At 53.5% G+C, this 22,552-nt stretch carries 24 protein-coding genes and 1 other annotated feature; of the genes, 12 read left to right on the plus strand and 12 right to left on the minus strand.

The genetic code is table 11. From position 1 onward, the window contains the following. Positions 1 to 36: 36 nt before the first annotated feature. The 4 genes from ACGTIC_RS00295 to ACGTIC_RS00310 all read left to right on the plus strand — a co-directional run bounded on the left by ACGTIC_RS00295 (position 37) and on the right by ACGTIC_RS00310 (position 2,551). Positions 37 to 636: a thiamine phosphate synthase gene (locus tag ACGTIC_RS00295; RefSeq protein ID WP_113856407.1), complete on the plus strand. Its 600-nt coding sequence runs from the start codon at positions 37 to 39 to the stop codon at positions 634 to 636. A gap of 16 nt (positions 637 to 652) precedes the next feature. Continuing rightward, positions 653 to 1,174 (plus strand): cysteine hydrolase family protein, encoded by a 522-nt coding sequence (locus ACGTIC_RS00300; protein WP_059076511.1) that lies wholly within the window; start codon positions 653 to 655, stop codon positions 1,172 to 1,174. A 166-nt stretch (positions 1,175 to 1,340) separates the two neighbouring features. Continuing rightward, positions 1,341 to 1,718 carry a DUF134 domain-containing protein gene (locus tag ACGTIC_RS00305; RefSeq protein ID WP_113856408.1) on the plus strand — a complete coding sequence of 126 codons (378 nt, stop codon included), beginning with the start codon at positions 1,341 to 1,343 and terminating at the stop codon, positions 1,716 to 1,718. Further along, positions 1,715 to 2,551 carry an Mrp/NBP35 family ATP-binding protein gene (locus tag ACGTIC_RS00310; RefSeq protein ID WP_059076509.1) on the plus strand — a complete coding sequence of 279 codons (837 nt, stop codon included), beginning with the start codon at positions 1,715 to 1,717 and terminating at the stop codon, positions 2,549 to 2,551. The genes ACGTIC_RS00305 and ACGTIC_RS00310 overlap by 4 nt, the downstream gene beginning before the upstream one ends. 129 nt (positions 2,552 to 2,680) lie before the next feature. On the opposite strand, the gene ACGTIC_RS00315 is transcribed toward ACGTIC_RS00310, so the two are convergent. The 8 genes from ACGTIC_RS00315 to nagA all read right to left on the minus strand — a co-directional run bounded on the left by ACGTIC_RS00315 (position 2,681) and on the right by nagA (position 12,115). Continuing rightward, on the minus strand, positions 2,681 to 3,394 hold the full coding sequence (locus ACGTIC_RS00315) for an ABC transporter ATP-binding protein (RefSeq protein WP_059076508.1): 714 nt from the start codon (positions 3,392 to 3,394) through the stop codon (positions 2,681 to 2,683). Beyond that, the gene (locus ACGTIC_RS00320) at positions 3,394 to 4,161 is read right to left on the minus strand and encodes an ABC transporter ATP-binding protein (RefSeq protein WP_059076507.1); all 768 of its coding nucleotides are present in this window, start codon (positions 4,159 to 4,161) and stop codon (positions 3,394 to 3,396) included. Before ACGTIC_RS00320 ends, ACGTIC_RS00315 begins: the two co-directional genes overlap by 1 nt. Beyond that, positions 4,161 to 5,120, minus strand: coding sequence for a branched-chain amino acid ABC transporter permease (locus ACGTIC_RS00325; protein WP_113856409.1), 960 nt, complete (start codon positions 5,118 to 5,120; stop codon positions 4,161 to 4,163). The genes ACGTIC_RS00320 and ACGTIC_RS00325 overlap by 1 nt, the downstream gene beginning before the upstream one ends. Then, on the minus strand, positions 5,120 to 6,001 hold the full coding sequence (locus ACGTIC_RS00330; protein ID WP_113856410.1) for a branched-chain amino acid ABC transporter permease: 882 nt from the start codon (positions 5,999 to 6,001) through the stop codon (positions 5,120 to 5,122). Before ACGTIC_RS00330 ends, ACGTIC_RS00325 begins: the two co-directional genes overlap by 1 nt. A gap of 36 nt (positions 6,002 to 6,037) precedes the next feature. Further along, the gene (locus tag ACGTIC_RS00335; protein WP_113856411.1) at positions 6,038 to 7,186 is read right to left on the minus strand and encodes an ABC transporter substrate-binding protein; all 1,149 of its coding nucleotides are present in this window, start codon (positions 7,184 to 7,186) and stop codon (positions 6,038 to 6,040) included. 68 nt (positions 7,187 to 7,254) lie between these two features. Further along, positions 7,255 to 7,452, minus strand: a binding site (T-box leader). A 263-nt stretch (positions 7,453 to 7,715) separates the two neighbouring features. Next, the gene (locus tag ACGTIC_RS00340) at positions 7,716 to 9,560 is read right to left on the minus strand and encodes an alkaline phosphatase (protein WP_257536572.1); all 1,845 of its coding nucleotides are present in this window, start codon (positions 9,558 to 9,560) and stop codon (positions 7,716 to 7,718) included. Positions 9,561 to 9,789: 229 nt separating this feature from the next. Further along, a complete protein-coding gene (locus tag ACGTIC_RS00345; RefSeq protein WP_113856412.1) occupies positions 9,790 to 10,977 on the minus strand; it encodes a glycoside hydrolase family 3 N-terminal domain-containing protein in 1,188 nt (395 codons plus the stop codon). After that, entirely contained in the window at positions 10,952 to 12,115 is a 1,164-nt protein-coding gene (gene nagA, locus ACGTIC_RS00350) for an N-acetylglucosamine-6-phosphate deacetylase (protein ID WP_113856413.1), read from the minus strand. The genes ACGTIC_RS00345 and nagA overlap by 26 nt, the downstream gene beginning before the upstream one ends. A 266-nt stretch (positions 12,116 to 12,381) precedes the next feature. Between nagA and ACGTIC_RS00355 the strand changes: the two genes are divergently transcribed. From ACGTIC_RS00355 to nagB, 8 genes are all read left to right on the plus strand, one after another. Beyond that, on the plus strand, positions 12,382 to 13,047 hold the full coding sequence (locus ACGTIC_RS00355; RefSeq protein ID WP_059076501.1) for an N-acetylmannosamine-6-phosphate 2-epimerase: 666 nt from the start codon (positions 12,382 to 12,384) through the stop codon (positions 13,045 to 13,047). A gap of 46 nt (positions 13,048 to 13,093) precedes the next feature. After that, a complete protein-coding gene (locus tag ACGTIC_RS00360; RefSeq protein ID WP_059076500.1) occupies positions 13,094 to 13,975 on the plus strand; it encodes an N-acetylneuraminate lyase in 882 nt (293 codons plus the stop codon). A 100-nt stretch (positions 13,976 to 14,075) separates the two neighbouring features. Next, positions 14,076 to 15,560 carry a sodium:solute symporter gene (locus tag ACGTIC_RS00365; protein WP_113856414.1) on the plus strand — a complete coding sequence of 495 codons (1,485 nt, stop codon included), beginning with the start codon at positions 14,076 to 14,078 and terminating at the stop codon, positions 15,558 to 15,560. 19 nt (positions 15,561 to 15,579) lie between these two features. Beyond that, the gene (locus ACGTIC_RS00370) at positions 15,580 to 16,029 is read left to right on the plus strand and encodes a YhcH/YjgK/YiaL family protein (protein WP_059076498.1); all 450 of its coding nucleotides are present in this window, start codon (positions 15,580 to 15,582) and stop codon (positions 16,027 to 16,029) included. Between the two features lie 25 nt (positions 16,030 to 16,054). Next, positions 16,055 to 17,191, plus strand: coding sequence for a cyclically-permuted mutarotase family protein (locus ACGTIC_RS00375; RefSeq protein ID WP_200817490.1), 1,137 nt, complete (start codon positions 16,055 to 16,057; stop codon positions 17,189 to 17,191). Positions 17,192 to 17,200: 9 nt separating this feature from the next. After that, a complete protein-coding gene (locus ACGTIC_RS00380; RefSeq protein ID WP_059076497.1) occupies positions 17,201 to 18,091 on the plus strand; it encodes an ROK family protein in 891 nt (296 codons plus the stop codon). Positions 18,092 to 18,096: 5 nt separating this feature from the next. Next, positions 18,097 to 18,951: a MurR/RpiR family transcriptional regulator gene (locus tag ACGTIC_RS00385; RefSeq protein WP_059076496.1), complete on the plus strand. Its 855-nt coding sequence runs from the start codon at positions 18,097 to 18,099 to the stop codon at positions 18,949 to 18,951. A 23-nt stretch (positions 18,952 to 18,974) separates the two neighbouring features. Next, on the plus strand, positions 18,975 to 19,733 hold the full coding sequence (gene nagB, locus ACGTIC_RS00390; RefSeq protein ID WP_200817489.1) for a glucosamine-6-phosphate deaminase: 759 nt from the start codon (positions 18,975 to 18,977) through the stop codon (positions 19,731 to 19,733). A 436-nt stretch (positions 19,734 to 20,169) separates the two neighbouring features. Here the strand turns inward: nagB and ACGTIC_RS00395 are convergent, their stop codons facing one another. From ACGTIC_RS00395 to ACGTIC_RS00410, 4 genes are all read right to left on the minus strand, one after another. Next, positions 20,170 to 20,463 (minus strand): hypothetical protein, encoded by a 294-nt coding sequence (locus ACGTIC_RS00395; protein ID WP_113856415.1) that lies wholly within the window; start codon positions 20,461 to 20,463, stop codon positions 20,170 to 20,172. Positions 20,464 to 20,485: 22 nt separating this feature from the next. After that, positions 20,486 to 21,655, minus strand: coding sequence for a DNA polymerase IV (locus ACGTIC_RS00400; RefSeq protein ID WP_075581629.1), 1,170 nt, complete (start codon positions 21,653 to 21,655; stop codon positions 20,486 to 20,488). Positions 21,656 to 21,733: 78 nt separating this feature from the next. Further along, positions 21,734 to 22,282 carry a methylated-DNA--[protein]-cysteine S-methyltransferase gene (locus tag ACGTIC_RS00405; RefSeq protein WP_113856416.1) on the minus strand — a complete coding sequence of 183 codons (549 nt, stop codon included), beginning with the start codon at positions 22,280 to 22,282 and terminating at the stop codon, positions 21,734 to 21,736. A gap of 128 nt (positions 22,283 to 22,410) precedes the next feature. Further along, positions 22,411 to 22,548, minus strand: a complete 138-nt coding sequence (locus tag ACGTIC_RS00410) for a hypothetical protein (protein WP_162816297.1) — start codon at positions 22,546 to 22,548, stop codon at positions 22,411 to 22,413. Positions 22,549 to 22,552: the final 4 nt, after the last annotated feature.

A 22,552-nucleotide genomic window follows, 5' to 3' on the forward strand; every position in this document is an offset into this window, starting at 1 on the left:
AGTTGAGATAACGTTAAAAGACAAGGGTGATATATTGTGTTGAAATTGATTGCTGTAACAAACCGTGCGCTATGCAAACAAAATTACTGGGATCATATGGAACAAGTAGCAGCTTCTGATATCGACAGCATTATTTTGCGCGAAAAAAATCTCGACGAAGAAGAATACACAAATTATGCCAAAAAAATGCAGCGGCTCTGTAATCTGCATCAGAAACAGTGTATCCTCAGTTACTTTGGCCGCGTCGGTGTCAAACTCCACATCCCCCGTTTCCAATGTTCGCTGGACTATTTGCAGTCCCACACGGCGATTACCTATTATATGACCAGCCTGGGAGTTTCTGTACACAGCGCTGAAGAAGCCCGTCTGGCCGAAGAACTGGGAGCCCATTACATCATCGCCAGCCACGTGCTGCCCACGCCGTGCAAGCCGGCCCAGCCGCCTATCGGCCTCCAGGAACTGCGCAATATTACCAGTGCCGTACACGTTCCGGTCTATGCTCTGGGCGGTATAACACCGGAAACGCTGCCACAGCTGGCCGGTATCCCCATCGCCGGCGTCTGCGTCATGACCGGACTCATGACCTGTGATGATGTGCCGGCATACGTGCAGAAGCTGCGTCAGACAATGCAGTAGAAAGGATGTCCTATTCATGAAACAAGCTTATATTATCATCGATATGCAGAATGATTTCATCGATGGGGCCCTGGGTACGAAAGAAGCACCGCTCATCGTACCGCGCATCGAAGCCCTTCTTCAGGCTGCCAAAAAAGACGAAACTCACCAGACGGATTTCATCTTCACCCAGGATACACATGGTGAAGACTATATGGATACGCAGGAAGGACGTAAACTCCCCGTTCCCCATTGCATCCGCGATACCCACGGCTGGCAGATCTGCCGGGACCTTCTGCCGTACACGCTCATGGCACCGGTCCTGGAAAAACCGACTTTCGGCTGCACCCAGCTCGTCGAAGAAGCGGCACCATATGACCGCCTGGTCCTCATGGGGCTCTGCACGGATATCTGCGTCATTTCCAATGCCATGCTCCTAAAAGCCTATTTCCCGGAAAAGGAAATCGCCGTCCGGAGCGACTGCTGTGCCGGGGTCACACCGGAAAGCCACGCCGAAGCCCTGCGCGCCATGAAGCGCTGTCATATCGATATTATCTGATTATGCCAGACCGTCTTTCCGGCGGTCTGCTTTTTGCGTCATCGTATTTCTTTATATCTGTTATAATATATCTATGTTTTGACATATGTCATCATCACCAGTATAATAGGAACAGGGCATGGTACAGCCCATGCCCTGTATCGTCATGGTGAAAGGAGGAGTATTTATGCCGCGTCCCCAACGCTGCCGCCGTGTCTGTTCTCTGCCCCGTCAGGAATCGTTTACTCCCGACGGAAAGCAAAATGATTGTGATACTATCGTAATGACTGTCGATGAATATGAAGTCATCCGCCTCATGGATCTGGTCGGTCTGACACAGGAACAGGCTGCTGTACAGATGGATGTAGGCCGCACGACTGTAACGGGAATCTATGAATCGGCCCGTCATAAAGTAGCTTTGGCACTGGTATACGGCAGACGCCTGCTCATCCAGGGCGGTAAAATCCAGGTTTGTGAACGCGCCAGTTCGTGCTGCAATCCATTCTGCCGGGCTGTCCGCGAAAAACGGGATACGATCCCACAAAAGGAGAATGATACACAATGAGTGAAAACTGTAATCACGACTGTTCCAGCTGCGCCAGCAACTGTGAAAGCCGTACGGAACCACAGAGCCTTCTGGCAAAGCCTCATGAAGGCACCCATGTCAAACACGTCATCGCCGTCGTCAGCGGCAAAGGCGGCGTCGGTAAATCCCTGGTCACGTCGCTCATGGCCGTACAGATGCACCGCCGTGGCTTTAAAACGGCAATCCTCGATGCCGATATTACCGGCCCTTCCATTCCGAAAGTATTCGGCATCACCGACCGTGCTACAGGCAGCGAAGCCGGCATCAATCCTGTCGTCACCAAAGGCGGCATTGAAGTCATGTCCATGAACGTCCTTCTGGAAGATACGGCCTCGCCCGTCGTCTGGAGAGGACCGGTCATTTCCGGAGCAGTCAAACAGTTCTGGACCGACGTGCTCTGGGGCGACATCGACTACATGTTCGTCGATATGCCTCCGGGAACGGGCGATGTTCCCCTTACCGTATTCCAGAGCCTGCCCGTCGATGGCATCCTCGTCGTCACTTCCCCGCAGGAACTGGTTTCCCTCATCGTCGAAAAGGCATTGAAGATGTCTGAACTGATGCACATCCCCGTCCTGGGCCTCATCGAAAACATGAGCTACTTCGAATGCCCGAACTGCCATGAAAAAGTAGAAATCTACGGCCCGAGCCGCGTCGATGAATCGGCTCAGAAGTATGGCATCAGCCATACGGCCAAACTGCCGATCGATCCAGCCTTTGCCGCGCACTGCGATAAGGGCGATATCGAAAGCTACCAGGCCGATTATCTGTCCGATACGGCTGCCTTCCTCGAAGGCGTACTGGGTAAATAAATACGCGTCTGCGATAAGACACGAAAGGCTGCCGCAAAATGAGCTTGTAGGTCATTTTGCGGCAGCCTTTTTGCGCTGGAAGGGAGTATCTGCCCTTCCCGGGCAGTGCCATCAGTGAAACAGCCGATATTATTTTTTGCCGCCCAGATACGCCGCCGTAACCTGAGGATTGGCAGCTACTTCCGATGCCTTTCCCTGCAGAACGATATGCCCTGTTTCCATGACATAAGCGTAATCGGCAATCTGCAGGGCCTTTTTGGCATTCTGTTCAACCAGGAGGATCGTCGTGCCGCTTCCATTGATATCTTTGATGACGTCAAAGATTTCCTGTACGACGATGGGAGCCAGTCCCATAGATGGTTCGTCCAGAAGGAGCAGTTCCGGCCGGGCCATAACGGCACGGCCAATAGCCAGCATCTGCTGTTCACCACCGGACAGCGTTCCGCCGAACTGCTTTTTCCGTTCTTCCAGCCGGGGAAAGCGGTCATAGACTTTTTTCAGGTCTGCGGCAATACCCTCTTTATCACTGCGCTGGTAGGCGCCAAGGTACAGATTTTCTTCGACGCTCATGTTCTGCAGGATCTGCCGGCCTTCCGGCACCAGGGATATGCCTTCGTGGACGACCTGATAGGGTTTCGTCCCGGCAAGGGGTTCCCCTTTGAAACGGATTTCCCCGTCTCTGGGAGATACCAATCCCATGATAGTTTTCATGGTCGTCGATTTTCCGGCGCCATTGGCACCGATAAGGGAAACGATACTGCCTTCCGGTACAGACAGGCTGATGCCTTTGAGGGCCATGATGCTGCCATATCCGGCTACGATGTTTTGTAATTCCAGGAGCATTACTCTTCATCCTCCTTTCCCAGATAGGCTTCGATGACAGCCGGATTATTCTGGATTTCCGTCGGGGTCCCTTCGGCCAATTTTTTGCCAAAATTAATGACCACCAGGCGGTCGCACAAATCCATCATAAGATTCATGTCATGTTCAATGAGCAGGATGCTCACGTGATACGTATCGCGCAGTCCCCGGATGAGTGTCCCCAGTGCCGCCGTTTCGCTGTCATTCATGCCGGCAGCCGGTTCGTCGAGGAGCAGCAGTTTGGGATGAGTAGACATGGCCCGGGCTATTTCCAGTTTGCGCTGCTTGCCATAAGGCAGGCTGGATGCAATCGTATCGGCGTCCTGATCGAGGCCGACGAACTTCAGGAAATCCATGGCCTGCCGCTGTGCTTTCCTTTCTTCCTGTCTCTGGCCTTTCGTATGAAATACACTGGACCAGATACCGGAATGAAGCTGGGTGTGACAACCGACGAGGCAGTTTTCCAGGACCGTCATCTGTGGAAAGAGGCGAATGTTCTGGAACGTCCGGGCAATGCCCAGAGAGGTGATTTCATGAGGTTTCTTTCCTTCAATGGACGTTCCCTGAAAGAGGATATCTCCTTCCGATACCTGATATACGCCGGTAATCAGATTGAACAGGGTCGTCTTGCCGGCACCATTGGGTCCGATAATGCCGTAAATCTGGCCTTCTTCCACGGAAAAGGAAATATCGGAAGACGCCGTGACCCCGCCAAATCGCTTGACGACATGTTGTAATTCCAGGAGCATTACCGGTCACCTTCTTTCGCCGTTTCCTGCACAGCCCGGGCCGGCCGCCGGCGGTGCAGTTTTTTCAGGACATCATAGGACAAGATGCCATCGGGACGGAAGGCCATGAGCCCCACCAGCATGATGCCGTAGAGCATATCCCGATATTCTGCCAGATCGCGCAGCAGTTCCGGCAGCACGGTCAGGATGACTGCGCCCAGAGGCGAGCCCCACATGACATTGCTGCCGCCGAATACACAGTACAATAAGGCATCGACGACTTTATGCCAGGAGAAATCGGTCGGGCTGATGAAATTAGCCGTATGGGCAAAGAGTGCCCCGGCGACACCGGCAAAGAATGCGCTGAATAAAAAGGACATCATCTTATAATATACAATAGGGATGCCTGAAAGTTCCGCTGCGTGTTCATCTGCTTTGATAGCAGCAAAGGCCCGGCCTATGCGGGATTCTTCCAGCCGGTGCCAGAACCAGAGGATCGCCACAACGACAATTATCAGAACGAGGCACATGAGGAGCTGGCCGCCGGTCTGGCTATCTATATCGAGGACATCGAGGAAATCGCTGGCCAGGTCACCCAAGGTATTGGCCATAGAAGGGATCCCCGAGAGGCCCAGGGCGCCATTGGTGATTTTCAGATTCAAGGCCAGGACGCGGACGACTTCACCGAATCCCAATGTAGCGATAGCCAGATACATACCGCGCAGTCTTGTCGTCGGGATACCGACGACGAGAGCAACCGCAGTGGCCATAATACCACCGAGAACGATGGCAGCCGGCATAGGAAGTCCGACCTGCATGGTCAGGATGGCTGACGTATAAGCACCGACGCTCATGAATCCGGCATTGCCCAGAGACATCTGGCCTGTACATAATGTCATGTATACAGACAATGACAAAATAATATTGATGCAGGAAAACACGACGACTTGCAGGACATACCCATTCAATATTTCATCCATTATGGTCTGCCTCCTTTGCCGGCTTTGGAAAAGAGCCCTTCAGGCCGGAAGAACAAGATGAGGATGATGATGCCGAAAGCGACGGCATCGCGATAGGACGACGCGCCATAGGCGACACTGAATACTTCGGCAATGCCCAGGATAAAGCCGCCCATCATGGCGCCACGGATGTTTCCCAGGCCACCCATGATGAGAACAGCCAGGCCTTTAAAGCCCATAGTCATGCCCATAGTCGGTTCGATGGCATTGAAGGAAAGACCGACCAGGACGCCGGCAGCCGCACCCAGGGATGAAGCCAGCATGACCGTGAAGGTAATGATGCGGCTGGTGTTAATGCCCAGAAGGCCTGCCGTTTCGATATTTTCCGACGTCGCCTTGACGGCCTTGCCGATTTTCGTCTTATCCAACAAGAGCGTCAGCAGCACCATCAGAACGATAGCCGTCCCGAAACCGACAATCTGGATCATGGAGACCTTGAAGAGGCCGACATCCATGAGTGCCCCTTCAAACTGAGGCGGAAAAGACTGTGTCTGGGGCCCCCAGATCTTGAGGGCCAGACTTTCCAGGAAAATCGATACGCCGATCGTACTGATAAGCGGTGCCAAGTGCGTTACCTTGCGGCGGCGCAAGGGGCGCAGTGCCAGGTATTCCAGCAGAAATCCCAAGACCGCACCGCCCAGCATGGCACCGATGAGAGCCACGAATATATTGGCTCCGGCGGCCGTTACCAGCATCAGGCCGATAAAGGCGCCGAACATGAAGATTTCGCCATGGGCCATATTGATGATATTCAACACCCCGAAAACCAGCGTATAGCCAATGGCAATGACAGCATAGGCGCTGCCAAGATTCAACCCATTAATAAGCTGCTGAAAAAACACGATATATACCCCTCTATCTGCAAAAACAAAGAACGATTACTGTAACGGTGTCCATTTCCCGTCTTTGATGACCAGTACGTCAAGATCCATAGACGGATCACGGTGATCATCAAAAGAAAATACTCCAGTTGCACCTTCAAAGTTCGTAATCTGGGCCAGAGCATCACGGAACTTCTTGCGGTTCGTCGTCGTACCCGATTTTTCGACGGCTTCGTGGATAATGTACATGGCATCATAAGCCTGGGCAGCAAACTGATCCGGTTCATGTCCGTATTTAGCAACGAAGGCTTTACGGAAATTCTGAGCTTTTTCACTCTGCCGTTCCGGGTTCCACGGCGTAGCTACCATCGTACCATCGGCAGCGGCACCGGCCTGTTTGATATATTCCGGGCTGTTGAATCCGTTGTTGCCGATAATCGGCTGGTTCATCCCCATTTCACGGGCTTTCTTGGCAATGAGAGCGCCTTCCTGATAGAGGCCGGCCACGGCGATGACATCAGGATTGGCAGCCTGGATTTTTGTCAGCTGTGCCGAGAAATCCGTATCTTTATCGGCAAAGGTTTCCGTATCGACGACTTCGATACCGTCATCGGCAAAGACCTGCTGATAAATCTTGCTTTCACCAACCATCTGGTCGTTATTGTTGGAATATAACAGAGCCACTTTCTTGAAGCCCAATTTCTGCTGTGCTTTCTTTACCGTCTGGGGAATAGCCAGTTTGCCCGGGATGGCGTTGCGGAAAATATAATCGCCAATGTTGGTGACATCCGGTCCGGTCCCACCGGTAGTAAAGCAGACGACCTTGTCCTGTTGGGCAATCGGGCCGGATGCCATAATTTCACCGGTCGTCATAGGTCCTTCGATAGCCAGGACCTTGTCCTGTTCGATTGCTTTCTTCGTCGCATTGATGGCTTCTGTCTTATCCAGCTTAGTATCGTAGGTCTTAAGGTCTATCTTTACTTTCGTATTAGGATCTTTATTGATTTCTTCTACAGCCAGATCCACCCCTTCTTTCATGGCCTGTCCATAAGCAGCACCCGGACCGGTATAGGCCGTGATAAATCCGATTTTGGCTGATTTACCGTTACTGTCCCCGTCTTTGCTGCCCCCACAGCCGGCGATGGATACGGCCGTCATGACAGCCAGTCCTGCAACAACGATTTGTTTTAACAATGTGTGTTTCATGATTACTCCACTCTCCTCTTCTTATTCCCATATAAAAAACACCCCCTGTTTCCACCGGTTCCGGCCGAAACAGGGGCGTCTGTACGCGGTACCACCCTGCATTATACTTTGGTGTATCGATAACGGGATATCCGCTTTCCCTTACTTAATTCAGGAAAAGTACTCACGAGTGATATATTCGCCTGACGGCTTTATCCGTTCACACCAGCCACGGACTCTCTGAAAAAGTAGACGCCACACTTTTTGCTCTCGCTCATCGTATATATGGGTTGTTGTATTGGTCTGCATGTCTGTTTGACTTGCATGGCAACATTATAAGGCGTTTTCTCTCCCTGTCAAGGATTATTATTCTGATTGTTTATCATGTTTTCTATTTTCTATTCTCATAGGTTATGGTTAATCGTTTTACGCTGTTTGTATGTTTATTCACCTAAAAAGCCGGAAATCCTCCCTACAGAAACGACGACCCTATGAAGCCATTCGTACTTCATGGGGCCGTCGTTTTTATCTTGTCGATATAAGGGGACGATTATTTCACATTTTTTGTGGCATCAATGCCCAGGGCACGCATAATACCGAAGAAGACTTCCGTATTATCCATGACACCGTTAAAGTATTCCGAGCCGGGGCCTTCTGCATTCAGCGGCACATCGTCGGCTGCATGGCATTCATCGCCGATGGTATCGGGAATATTGGCCGGGATGAGTTCGACGGGATCACCGTCATGATGACGGGCCGGGTTAGCTTTGGCAACGACTGTCGATACCTGATGGTATTCCGTCTTGTCACCAATCTGCTGAGCTTCCTGCTTGGTGACTTTTTCCGTAATCGTCGGCGCCGTCGGTTTCTGCTGGAAGTGGAAATTTTCATAATAAGCCGGATGGTTGGCATACTGGACGGCCAGGGTTACATCGGGATCGGGATTGTCCGGGAATCCATCGTGGTCAGCATCCTTGAATGTCGGGAAGATAGAATCGGCATAGGTGCGGACGGCCGCCAGACCTTTCTTTCCATCCCGTTCATGATAGGTACCGGTGATGGATGCGCCGTGGGCATGGTCGGCTACGACGATGATCAGCGTATTATTACCATGTTCTTTATTCCATTTCTGGGCATATTCGATGGCCTTATCAAATTCAATCGTATCGTACGTGGCACGCTGCCAGTCCATGGCGTGGAGTTGTTTATCAATCGATGCGCCTTCGATCATGGCGAAGAAACCTTTCGGATTCTGACTGAGGATGTCGAGAGACTTTTTCGTCATATTGACCAGATTTGGCTGATCCGTATATTTCCCTAATACTTCAGGATTTTTAAGCATTTCCCGATCGATATAGACATTCATCGTTCCCGGCTTGAATAATCCCAGGAGCGGTTTGTTGGAAGGCGCTGCCATCATTTCTTTCGATGTCGTGACGAAAGTATAGCCCTTATCTTTGAATTCCTGGATGACATTCTGGTTATCGTGACGTTTCGATCCTTTTTCCGTCTGTGGGATATACCGGCTGGAACCGCCACCCATGATGACATCCGGGCGATGGTAATCTTCCAGATATTCTGAAGCCAGGTAGTCCTGGTTGGCCCGGCGCCGCGTATGGCCGACCATGGCAGCCGGCGTAGCATCGGTCGATTCAGCCTGGGTAATGATGCCGACGGACATGCCACGGCTGCGTTTTACGATTTCACTGATATTTTCCACACGGGGATCGTCGAAGGGATCTTTTGTCGAATCTTCATAGACACCCATGGCATTGACTACCGATTTATGTCCCGTCGCATAAGCCGATGCCGAGTTGGCACTGTCTGTCGTCAGGGAATCGTAGCCGCTCGTCGTAATCAGGCAGTTATGCGGCATTTTTTCCATGGCCAGCAAGTCATTATATTTCCCATTGGTCATGCCTTTGGAGATAATACGTGCCATTTCACGGGCCTGCAGCGACATGCCGTCACCGACAAAGAGGATGACATTTTTAGCCTGTTTCTGGGCCTTTTCCTGAACGACCGTATAGCGGGCATTGCTGACATTACGGCCCGTATCATCCGTTGCCGAAGCCTGTACCGTGTAGTTTCCGGCTTTGGGGAAATCCACGTTGTTTACACGATAGGAAATAACCCCGTTGTCCAGATTCGCCGCCTTCAGATCTTTTCCGAAGAATTTATCTGCCGGCTGGTTGTTGATGGTGATGTCCACGTTTTTCAGGTTTTTAGCCTGACTGACTTCTACATCAAAATCAAACTTGGCCCCTGCCAGAAATTTGGCGTTATCTACGGGCAGAATGCGTACGTTTGCCGCCTGCACGCCGGGAATGATCCCGAAAGCAGAACCGCAGACCATCATCGAAAGAATTGCACGTTTTAACCATGTCTTTTTCATACCATGACCTCCTGATTTCATGCGCTCTTGCAGCATGACCTGGCTTTACTGTTTCTTATGTATCGCATGGTCATTATACGAGGTCTATGTTATAAGTCATGTCATTTTTCTGTATAATTTCTGTCAATTATCCCGCGGCGGCAAAAAAACAGAGCGGCCGCCGGGGCAGCCACTCCATGGTACCGTTTCTCATATATCGTATTGTCTGTCAGCCTGTACAGTCTGGGAATTACAGGTATCCGGCAGCCTGACCGGCCAGTTTGGTGCGGACAATGCGCGTCACTTTTTCATCGACGAGCTTGCGGAACGATTCGTCGTTTTCATAGGCTTTCAACAGGCCGGTATAGGTTTCCTGTTCATGTCCATAGTCGTGGCAGACGAGGACGATGTCGGCACCGGCCCGGATGGCCATGACGCCCATGTCGGAGAAGGCATAGTGTTTGGCCATAGCTCCCATTTCCATGTCATCAGACAGGATGAGGCCTTCATAGCCGAACTGCTGGCGCAGCAGGCCCGTCATGACCGGCTGGGATACACAGGCCGGAAGTTGTGGATCGAGGGCCGGAAAGGTGACGTTGGACACCATGATGAACATCTTATCGTGGGGTACCTGTCTGATGAGGTCAGAAAAAGGCTTCATATCAGCTGCCAACAGTTCTTCCCGGCTGGCAGCGACCTGGTCTCCGTCGAGATGGGGATCGGTCCGGACCTTTCCGATACCGGGAAAGTGTTTGAGAGAACACCAGATCTTCGCCTCTTCATAGCCTTGTACAGCCTGCAGGGCAAAGGAGGTGACGACGGCAGGATCGCTGCTGTACGACCGTTCTGACGCAGAACCGAGATCGACGACGGGGGCAAAATTCAGATTAAATCCCAGTTCCTTCAGCTTTTTCCCCGTCGTCAGGGCCCATGTCCGGGCCGCTGCGGGGTCGTCATTTTCTCCCAGCTGCTGTTCACTGGGCACGCGGGGAAAGGCCTCGCGCATGCGCAGGACAAATCCTCCTTCCTGATCGACGGCAATAAAGGGAGGTATATCCTGGCTCTGCCGGCGTATCTGCCGTGCCAGGGCCGCATTCAGGTCTTTTACCTGCTGCGTCGACTGCATATTGCGGTCAAAGAGGATGACATTTCCCATGTGGTACTGGGCGATCTGGTAGGCCGCATCCTGATCGACCGTCGTCCCCTGGATACCGATCATCATGAGCTGTCCCACCCGCTGCTGGGGGCTCATGGACCGGACCTTGTCCCTTGCCTGTCCATCCAGAGTCGATACAGTCCCCGTCCGGCCCGACGCTGCCGCCGTTCCATCCGTACGGGAACGGCTCTGCCAAATCCATGCGGCAGCTCCTAGGACTACTATGACGAGTAAGACGATGATACTATATATGAATTTACTGTGCCTGTTCTTGTTCTTCATTGTATACTAGTTCGCCACCTACCAGCGTCTGTTTGACGTGGAAATCCGTACTATCCAGAATCGCTATATCGGCCAGTTTGCCCTTTTCCAGAGACCCGATCCGGTCGTATACGCCCAGATCCTTTGCAGGGTTCACTGTCGCCATGGCCACGGCTTCGGGAAGGGGGGCACCACTATTGACCAGGAAATTCAGGACGACCTGATTCATAGCGGCAATACTGCCGGCCAGGGTGCCATCTTCCAGACGGGCTTCGCCGTTTTTCACGAATACTTTCTGGCCGCCCAGTTCTGATTCTCCGTCGGGAAGCAGGCAGGCCCGCAGCGAATCGGTGATGAGGATAATACCATCCCGGCCTTTCATGCGGTACACCAGCTTCTGTGCCGCCGGATGGACGTGGAGATTATCGCAGATGAGCTCGCAGTGGGCTTTCGGGTCCAGCAGGGCGGCCCCGACGATGCCCGGCCGGCGGTGGTGGAGAGGCGTCATGGCATTATACATGTGGGTAACGTGGTAGAACTGGCACTTTTCCATGCAGTCCATGACCTGTTCATATGTCGCGCCGCTGTGGCCGACGGAGACGATGATATGATGATCGGCACACTCTTTCAGGAACGTCTTGTCCTTTAGCGTTTCCGGTGCCAGGGTGATGATTTTTACCACGTCTTCATACGGTTCAATCCAGGAAAAATCAGCCCGGGCTATATTCGATTCCTTCTGGGCCCCTTTGTAAGCCGTACTGATGAACGGTCCTTCCATATGGGCTCCCAGGATCCGGGCACCGCGGTTCTTCTTCGCCCTGCGGATACGGTCGAGGGCCCGTTCGATGCGGGGCCGGTCGTAGGTCATGGTCGTCGGAAGGAATGACGTCACTCCCGTCTTCGGCAGCACCGACTGAATCGTCGCCAGGGCTTCCTCATTTTCATCCATTGTGTCGGCACCGGCACAGCCGTGGATATGTTCATTGATGAAACCCGGCACGACAAAGCCGCCGTTGGCATCAATGAGGTCGGTGCACATGCCCAGGTGAAATCCCTTACGGGGTACGATATCGGCAATCGTGTCCCCTTCGTACAACAAAATATGTCCGCCTACGATTGCATCGGGCAGGACGATCATCCCATCTATAATCGCTTTCATCGCATTCACTCCTATACTATTACTATGGCAGATACGGGTCATCTGCATACCTTGTTACAGTATATCATATGGCCCATACTTGTCATCTCTATTGTATCACCTTTTTATTTTAAAGAAAATAAATTTCATAAATTGATAGCTAGAATATTTTTATATGAAATATTATTGCATTTTTGACAGTCTGATGCTATACTTCTGGTGTAACAAATTTCATAAACTATCTGTTCAGCAGACACTATAGGACTGTCATAGCAAGGAGGAACAACATGCTGGAACAATTTAAAGGAAAACTCATCATTTCATGCCAGGCTCTGCCCGACGAACCGCTCCACAGCTCATTCATCATGGGCCGCATGGCTCTGGCTGCCAAACAGGCTGGTGCCGTCGGTATCCGGGCCCAGAGCACCGACGATATCCGGGAAATCAAAAAAGTGACGGGACTGCCGGTCATCGGCCTCATCAAACGGAACTTTGACGATTCAGAAATCTACATCACCCCGACCCATCAGGAAATTGCCGAACTGCTCGATACGTCCTGTGAAATCATCGCCCTCGACGCAACGCTGCGCAAGCGCCCGGGAGATGAAAAACTGGCCGATCTGGTAGACCAGATACACGCCGGAGGCCGCCTGGCCCTGGCCGATATCTCCAACGACGCCGAAGGCCTGAACGCAGAAAAGATCGGCTTTGACTGCGTATCTACCACCATGTCCGGCTACACGCCCTATACGCCGTCCTTCGAAGGCCCGGACTACGGCCTCGTCGCCCGCATGGCCGGCCAGCTTTCCATCCCCGTCTTTGCCGAAGGCCGCATCAACACGCCGGAAGACCTCCGACGGGTCTACGAATGCGGCGCCTACGGTGCCATCGTCGGCTCGGCTATTACCCGTCCCCAGCTGATTGCCAAAAAATTTGTCGATATTTTAAAGTAAATCATATATAAACCTATATTACACGCACTACCGAGGAGGATGCATTATGTCACAGAGAGATTTAAAAGGATTGTTTTCCGCACTGCTCGTTTCCTTTGATGAACAGGGAAATATCAATGAAAAAGGCCTGCGCCAGATTATCCGCTACAACATCGACGTCAACCACATGGACGGCCTGTATGTAGGCGGCAGCACGGGAGAAAACTTCATGCTGTCTACGGACGAAAAGAAACGCATTTTTGAAATCGCCAAAGATGAAGCCAAAGATTCCCTGACCCTCATCGCCCAGGTCGGCTCGGTCAACCTGAAGGAATCGGTCGAACTGGCAAAATTCGTCACCGACTTAGGCTACGATGCCATCAGCGCCGTCACGCCGTTCTATTATAAATTTACCTTCGATGAAATCAAGAACTATTACAACACCATCATCGGTGCCGTCGATAACCGCATGATCATCTATTCCATTCCCTTCCTGACCGGCGTTGATATGAGCCTGAGCCAGTTCGGCGAACTCTTCTCCAATCCGAAAATCGTCGGCGTCAAATTCACCCAGGCTGACTTCTATCTCCTGGAACGCATACGCAAGACCTTCCCGGATAAACTGATTTATGCCGGGTTTGACGAAATGCTCCTGCCGGCCACGGTCCTCGGCGTCGATGGCGCCATCGGCTCTACGTACAACATCAATGGACGCCGCGGCCGTCAGATCTTTGAACTGGCAAAAGCACAGAAAATCACGGAAGCACTGGAAGTACAGCACGTCACCAACGACCTCATTACGGACATCCTCGACAACGGCCTCTATGGCACGATCAAGCTGCTCCTCCAGGAAGCCGGCGTCGATGCAGGCTACTGCCGTGAACCCATGAAGAAATATACCCCGGAAATGGTAGCACGGGCCAAAGAAATCTATAAGAAATATTTCTAATGTTCTGATTCCACTCACTCCCGTTTCCATTGCAGATAAGCGCCGGAAACATCTGGCGCTTTTTCTGTATCCGGGACCTAGTTTAAAGGAGGACACCCCTATGCACGAAGGATTTACCTGGATCGATACCGTTGTTTTAGTCTTATACCTGTTAGGCGTCCTGCTGGCCGGCCTCTATTTCTCCAAGAAGGAAATGAAAGGCAAGGAATTCTTCAAGGGCGACGGCACTATCCCCTGGTGGGTCACCTGCGTCTCCATCTTCGCCACCCTTCTCAGCCCGATTTCCTTCTTGTCCCTGCCGGGCAATTCCTATAAAGGATCGTGGATCCTCTGGTGGGCCCAGCTGGGCATGCTCATCGCCATCCCGCTGACCATCAAGTACTTCCTGCCCATCTACAGCCGTCTGGAAATCGACACGGCCTACCATTATCTGCAGAAGCGCTTTGAAAGCAAAAACCTCCGCATCCTGGGGGCTGCCATGTTCATCATCTACCAGCTGGGCCGCATGTCCATCATCATGTACCTGCCGTCCATCGCCCTGGCAGAACTGACCGGCATCGATGTCAATATCCTGATCGTCGTCATGGGCGTCATCGCCATCATTTATTCCTATTCCGGCGGACTGAAAGCCGTCCTCTACACCGACTTCATCCAGGGCATGGTCCTCATCTTTGGCATCGCCCTGACGCTGGTCGTCATGATCGGCGACATCCACGGCGGATTCGGCACCATCATGGATACGCTGACGACAGGCCACAAATTCATGTTCCAGAATGAAGTATGGATGAGCCCGGATATCATTTCGACCAGTGTCTTCATCGTCTTCATCGGCGGCGGCCTGGCCACCTTTGCCTCGTACGTCTCCAGTCAGGATATCGTACAGCGGTTCACGACGACGACGGATATCAAGCAGCTGAACAAAATGACTCTCGGCAACGGCGTCCTGTCCATTTTCGCCGCCACTGTATTTTACCTCGTCGGCACCAGCCTCTACGTTTTCTATCAGCAGAACCCGGACCTGCTCATGACCAGCCGTCAGGATCTGGTATTTGCCAGCTATATTACGTATGAACTGCCGGCAGGCGTTACGGGCATCCTCCTGGCCGCTATTTACGCCGCTTCCCAGTCCACTTTGTCTACGGGCATCAATTCCGTCGCTACCAGCTGGGTCCTCGACATCCAGTCCGTCCTCAACCCGGATCTGGACAGCCGGAAGCAGACGCGCATCGCCAAGCTCGTCTCCCTGGGCATCGGCATCCTGTCCATCATCGTCGCCATGGTCATGGCCGTCAGCGATATCCACTCGGCCTACGAATGGTTCAACAGCTTCATCGGCCTGGCCCTGGGCTCACTGGCCGGCATGTTCGTCCTGGGAGCCTTCAGCAAACACGCCAACACCAAAGGCGCGTTCGTCGGCTTTATCTGTTCCACTGCCGTCGTCATGTATCTGAAATACTTCGTCCCTTCCGTCTCGTTCTGGTCCTATACGGCTATCACCATCATCCTTTCTCTGGTAGTCGGTACCATCGTCAGCCGTCTGACGGGCAAAGACTATACGGCACCGAAAGGAACGACAGCCGATTAATCGTAAAGGAGCCACTCGTATGATATATGGAAATATCCACCAAAAAGAAACGTATGCCTTTTTACCGGTACCGGTACAGCGCTGTCTGGACCTGGCCCGCAGCAGCGGATTTGCTTCTCTGACGCCGGGCAGCCATCCCATCGACGGCGATTCCCTGTTCGTCAATGTCGCAGCCTATACGACGGGACCGGAAGAAACGCGCAGCTGGGAAGCCCACAAAGACTACCTCGATATCCACGTCCTCAGCGAAGGGGAAGAATACATCGACCTCGGCTTCATCGAATCCATGACCTGCGGTGCCTATCACAAAGACAGCGACTATCAGGAAGTGACCGGTACGGCCCGGGCCCGCGTTCTCATGCGTCCCGGCGATTTTCTCATCTGTTATCGCGAAGATGCCCATAAACCCGGCATTGCTGCCGGTGAACCGGCTCCGCTCAAAAAGGGAATTTTTAAAGTCCGTATCTGATTTGACATCTCCAAGGAGGTATCGTATGATGAAAAAAAGTGTAATTGCTGCAACCGTACTGGCCCTGACCCTCTCGACATCCCTGTCTTTTGCCGCACCAGAACAGACCGGCTCCCCGCAGATCCGCTGGCAGTCGGCCGGTACGTTGTCCCCGGCAGTGGGCCAGACAGAAAATATCGGCGTTGCCGGCATGATAGCCGGTACCAGCCATGGCTATATCATCGCCGGTGGCGGTGCCAATTTCCCCAACGGCGGGCCCGCAGTGGGTGGTGCCAAAGTGACCTATCCTGATATCTACGCCATGAAGGCGACGGACAAAGGCCTCATCGAAACAGACCATCAGGTCCTGCCCTTCCCGGCAGCCTATGGCGCGTCGGTCACAGCCGCTGACGGCGTCTATTACATCGGCGGCAGCCCCGATACGACTGCTGCCAAAGCCATTACACGCCTTACCTGCGACGATCAGGGAAAACTGCACTACCAGACAGCCGGCACCCTGCCCTTCACCTTCCAGAACGGCATTGCCGCCCGGAATGGCCAGACCCTCTTCCTGGGACTGGGAAAACAAGACGGCAGCCTGAGCCGCAATTTCTACGCCTATGACCTTAAAACGGGAGCACTGGAACGGCTGGCCGATTTCCCCGGAAAGGCCCGTGAACAGAGCGTTGCCCAGCTGCTGGGCCAGACGCTGTGCGTCTTCAGCGGTGGCAGCGATACGGCCTATACGGACGGATACGGCTATGACCTGAAGACCCACACCTGGCACAAACTCGCCGATGCCGCCATAGACGGCCAGGGAATCTCCCTCCTGGGAGCCCGGGCCGTACGCCTGAATGAAGACGAAATGCTGGTCATCGGCGGCTTCAATAAAGCCATCTATGACGATGCCGTCGCCCATCTGTCCCATCTTACGGGCGCAGAACTCACTGCCTATAAAACGGCTTACTTTGGCAGGGAAAGCACCGATTTCAACTGGAACCGCCACATCCTCGTCTACAACGTCCGCAGCGACAGCTGGCGCTCTGCCGGAGAGATTCCCTTTGCGGCTCCCTGCGGTGAAGGGCTGGTGCTCCTGAAAGATAAAATCATTTCCCTCAATGGGGAAATCAAACCCGGTGTACGCAGCAACCGCATCTATGAAGGATTCATCATGAAAGAATAGGAGAAACCCATGTATATATGCATTGACATTGGCGGCACGGCCATCAAATACGGACTGGCTTCAGCCGACGGCCAGCTGATAGAAACGAAGAGCACGCCCACCCACGCCCATGAAGGCGGCGGACCGGGCATCGTCCGCACGGTCCGCCGGCTGATCCGCCAGTACAAGGAAAGAGGACCACTGTCGGGCATCGCCCTTTCTACAGCCGGCATGGTCGATCCCCAGAAAGGACGGATTTTCTATGCCCTGGCCGATTCCATCCCCGATTATACAGGAACGGAATGGAAAGAAATGCTGGAAGAGGAATTCCATATTCCCTGTGCCGTAGAAAACGATGTCAACTGTGCCGCCCTGGGCGAACTCTGGCTCGGTGCCGGAAAGGGCTGTGCGTCGGCCTTTATGATGACCATCGGCACCAGTATCGGCGGCTGTGCCATCTATGACGGCCATATTCTCCACGGCGCCGGCTGCAGTGCCGGAGAAATCGCCTATATGCGTGTGCCCGGCGGCCGGCTCCACGACCTGGCATCAGCCACCCGTTTGATCCGCGATGTCGCCACGGCCAAAGGCGTCAGACCGGACGAACTGGATGGCCGGGCCGTATTTGCCATGGCCGCCGACGGCGACACCGATGCCATCGGTGCCATTGACGCCTTATCCCGTGACATAGCCGTCGCCATCGGCAATGTCATTACCGTACTGCAGCCCCAGGTCGTCATCCTGGGCGGCGGCATCATGGCCCAGGAAGGCGTATTCCGCCCGCTCCTGGAACAGTACGTATCACAACAGCTGCCACCCGCCATGTACGGACCGACCCGCATCGCCTTTGCCCGCCTGGGCAATACGGCCGGCATGCTGGGAGCGCTCTATCATCTCCGTCAGACCCTTTCGCAGGAGTAACGCCTATGAATATCTTGGAACAGCTGGACCATCCCGGCTTCAAACCCTCAAAATCCGACCGTACCCTCATGGAATACATCCGCCTCCACGGCGACCTGTTCTGCACGACGCCCATCGCCAGTCTGGCCAAAAAGAGCGGCATCAGCGAATCGACCATCACCCGCTTCGTGCGCAAGATGGGCTTTCAGAGCCTGCAGCATTTCAAGCTCAGCCTGGCAGAAGAATTGTCCCGGCGCAGCCAGCAGAAAACCATCATCAGCCACAATATCGCCGCCGACGAATCCATCATGACGACGGCCAAAAAGCTCATGTCCATTGGCATGGATACGCTCCGCCAGACCGTAGAGACCCTCGATGAAGAGGTCATCGCCCAGACGGTCCGCCTGCTGACGGGCGGACACCGCGTGTATTTCATCGGCCTGGGAAATTCCGGATTCGTTGCCGACGATTCGGCGTACAAATTCCAGCGCATCGGCATCGAGGCTCTGGGCCTGGACAACAGCCATCTCATCATGCTGCACATGGCCCTCATCCAGCCGGGCGACGTCGTCATCGCCATCAGCCATTCCGGCGCCTCAAAGGAAATCGTCCAGGCAGCCCGCCTGGCCAAGCAGAACGGCGCCCGCCTGATTGCCATCACGGCCAATAGCGGTTCCGAGCTCCGGGACTGCGCCGATTTGTGCATTTCTTACCGCACGCGGGAAACGATGCTGGAAACGGGCTCTATCGTCACCAAGCTGACCCAGGTATTTATCATCGATTTAATCTATACACAGGTCGTCAAAGAACGGCCCGAAACATCCGTGAAGAATAAGCAGCGGACAGCGGACGCCGTCAATCTGCTGCGTCTCGGACACTAAGCATACTCTAAAAGGAGGCACGTATGATGCGTGTTATCGTTACTAATTCTTATGATGAAATGAGTACAGAAGCCGCCAAAATCGTGGCCGGCCAGATATACCTCAAGCCGGACAGCGTCCTCGGCCTGGCCACGGGCAGCACGCCCCTGTCGATGTATAAAAAACTGATTGCCGTCCATGAAATGATCGGCCTCGACTTTTCCCAGGTCACGACATTCAACCTGGATGAATACATCGGCATGGCGCCGGACAATCCCCAGAGCTATCATTACTTCATGCATCATAATTTCTTCGATTTCATCAACATAAAGCCGGAAAACATTTACATTCCCGACGGTATGGCAAAAGATATCGTAGCCGAAGGCAAGCGCTACGATGCCCTCATCGAAGCGAAAGGCGGCATCGACCTGCAGATTCTTGGCATCGGTCAGAATGCCCACATCGGCTTCAACGAACCGGACATCAAATTCGAAGCGACGACCCACAAAGTCCGCCTCGATGAAGAAACCATCCAGGCCAATTCCCGCTTCTTCCAGACGGAAGAAGAAGTTCCCCGCTACGCCATCAGCATGGGCATCAAAACCATCATGCTGGCCAAAAAAGTCGTACTCCTGGCCAATGGCCGCAATAAAGCCGAAGCCATCTACAATACGGTCTGCGGCAGCATCAGCCCCAGTGCCCCGGCCAGCATTCTCCAGCTGCACCGCGACGCAACGGTCATTGTGGACAAAGAAGCGGCATCGCTCCTGCCGGACCGGGTTTGTGATAAAATTTGTGGATAAATCCTTTTGCTATTCTCTTCTGGCGAGGTATTCCCCTGCATGTGTACACATGTCTTTAGGGGAATGCCCCGCTTTTTCTATATGGTGTTATCCACAAATCCACAGAGGTTGTACACAGAAATCAGGAGAGATTGTAAAATATGTAAAATCCGCATAGTTATCGCATTTATCGCGATTTTTTCCCTTATCTTGAACACATGTTCCCCATGAGTTATCCACAATCTGGCTAAAAAAAGGAAAAATATATCCACCGCCGTCAGGGCCTGTAAACAGGCATTCTCCGGCTATATCCACAGGATAACAGAAGTTATGCACAATACGTGTGTATACTTTGTGGATAACTTTTATTTGCCTATGCACACAAAAAGACCGTACCTCTGTGGGGATATCCACCGGAAGGTACGGTCTCTTCAGATGAGTCTGATGTCGTTTTCCATTACAGTTCTTCGACGGGGCGGCTCCAGTCGATATGCACGCCCAGAGCCAGCCATATATAGCCCAGGGCCAGCTTCAGCGTATCCAGACTGTCCGTCGCCGCCGCCGTGATCGTTTCGTACTGGGACAGGGTGACATAGCGGTGCCACGAACGGACCGTCGTCAGGAACGAATAGGTTTCCTTTTCCTTTTCTGCATCATTCAGATGAACTGTAAGCTTTTTTGTTTCCGCATCATACTGGATATAACCGTTATTGTTATCACCCGTATGAACTGCTACTGTAAATACTGCCATACGTAAATCTCCTTATCTGTATCTATTTATCGTGGGACATTTCCCAGAGAAATCCTTTCATGAGCGCCTTGCGGCCAAAGCGCTGCTGCAGTTTGTCGATGGCTTCCGTGACTTTGGCCTGCGTCTCTTCGTCGTCAGAAAATAAATCACTCTGCACCTGATAGGGCTGGAGCTGGCTGACCGACAGTCCCAGGAGCCGTATGGGGCCGTTTTTTCCCTTTTTATGATAGAGCCGTTTGGCGGCGAAATACAACTGTTCCTCCGAACAGGTCCCGATTGTCTCCAGCGTCAGGGACCGGGTCACCGTCTCAAAGGAAGAAAACCGCACTTTAATCGTAATCGTACGGCCCATGAGGTGATTCTGACGCAGCCGCCAGGCCACTTCATTGGCCAGGAGACGGAACTGTTCGTCAATGTCTTCTTCCCTCGTCAGGTCGTGCTCATACGTATGCTCGTTGCCGACCGACTGGGGTCGGCGGCTCACTTCCAGCTGACGGTTGTCCCTGCCACAGGCCAGTTCATACAAGCGGTGTGCCTGCCGCCCGGCAATGGGGACCAGGGCATCGGGCCCGGCCTGTATGATATCGCCGATGGTATGGAACCCGGCTTTTTCCAGCTGGCCTGCCGTCACCCGGCCGACGCCCCAGAGGCGTGAAACGGGAAGGGGGGCCAGGATTTCCTGCTCCTTGCCGTAGGGAATCCACATCAGGCCGTCGGGCTTTTTCAGATCCGACGCCAGCTTGGCCAGGAATTTATTGGGCGCGATGCCGGCCGACGCCACAAGGCCGGTGATGCGCAGGATATCGTCCTTGACGGCCCGGCCGATATCGACGATGTCCGGGTACTGGAGATTCATGCCAGAAACATCCAGGAAGGCTTCGTCCAGCGCCAGCGGTTCGATAAAGGGCGAATAGTGCGATAAAATGAGGCGGATCTGATGGGAGATGCGCCGGTAATGGGCCATGCGCACGGGAAGGAATATGCCGGACGGACAAAGGCGCCGGGCCTGGCGGGTGCTCATGGCCGAATGGACGCCGAACCGCCGGGCCTCATAGGACGCCGTCGCCACGACACCCCGTTCGCCCAGCCCCCCGACGATGACGGGATGGCCGCGCAGAGCCGGATTATCCCGCTGTTCGACAGAAGCATAAAAAGCATCCATATCTACGTGCATGATCCAGCGCCTTGCCAATGTCATTCCCTCCCTTGTACTGGTATTATTATACAACGAGTCCACTTCAGAAATATAGGGGAAAAGTGAAAAATTTCCCTATTTCTCCAGACGATTTTTCTTCCCTGTACCTGGCCGGAAGAGATGGGCCAGGTCGGCTCCCTCGTGGCGGAGGAGCCAGATTTTCTTATCGATGCCGCCGGCATAGCCCGTCAGGCTGCCGCTCTTTCCGACGACACGGTGGCAGGGTATGATCAGGGAAATAGGGTTATGCCCGACGGCTCCCCCTACGGCATGGGGATTTTCTGTTTTCCCCGTCTGCTGCCCCAGCTTTTCCGCCAGGGTCCCATAGGTCGTCGTCTGCCCGTACGGCACCTGGCACAACAGATGCCATACGCGCTGGCGGAACACGCTTCCCCGCGGCTTCAGCGGCAGTTCCGACGGAACCGGCCGTTTTCCGGCAAAGTACCGGTCCAGCCAGTCTCTGACCTCAGTAAAAACGGGCAGGTCATCGTTCCGGCAGGCTTCCCCGGAAAGGGTGGCCCTGTCATACTTCTGCCCGCAGATCCACAGTCCGATGAGATGAGTCCCGTCACTGGCCAAAAGGACCGGTCCCAGGGGAGAATCGTATTGCGTCGTATAATCCATGCAGGTAAGCCTCCTCTCTGATATATAGTTATTATACCATATCGCCTCCCGGCATAGACAAAACCGGGGCGGCTGCAGAAGGATTTTCCCATCTCTTCCGCTGCCACCCCGGTTCTCCGGCTGTGCCGTTATTTCGATTTATCCGGTTTGCTGCTGGCCTGTGCCGCAGCCTGCACGCCCGGACGGTCTACAGTCACGAAACCGTATACGGCCGTACAGGCCAGGCAGACGAACAGCACTGCTACAATCGTATTGCGTATGCCCATAATG

It is taken from the genome of Megasphaera hexanoica, from assembly GCF_043520715.1.
Taxonomy (GTDB): Bacteria; Bacillota; Negativicutes; order Veillonellales; family Megasphaeraceae; genus Megasphaera; species Megasphaera hexanoica.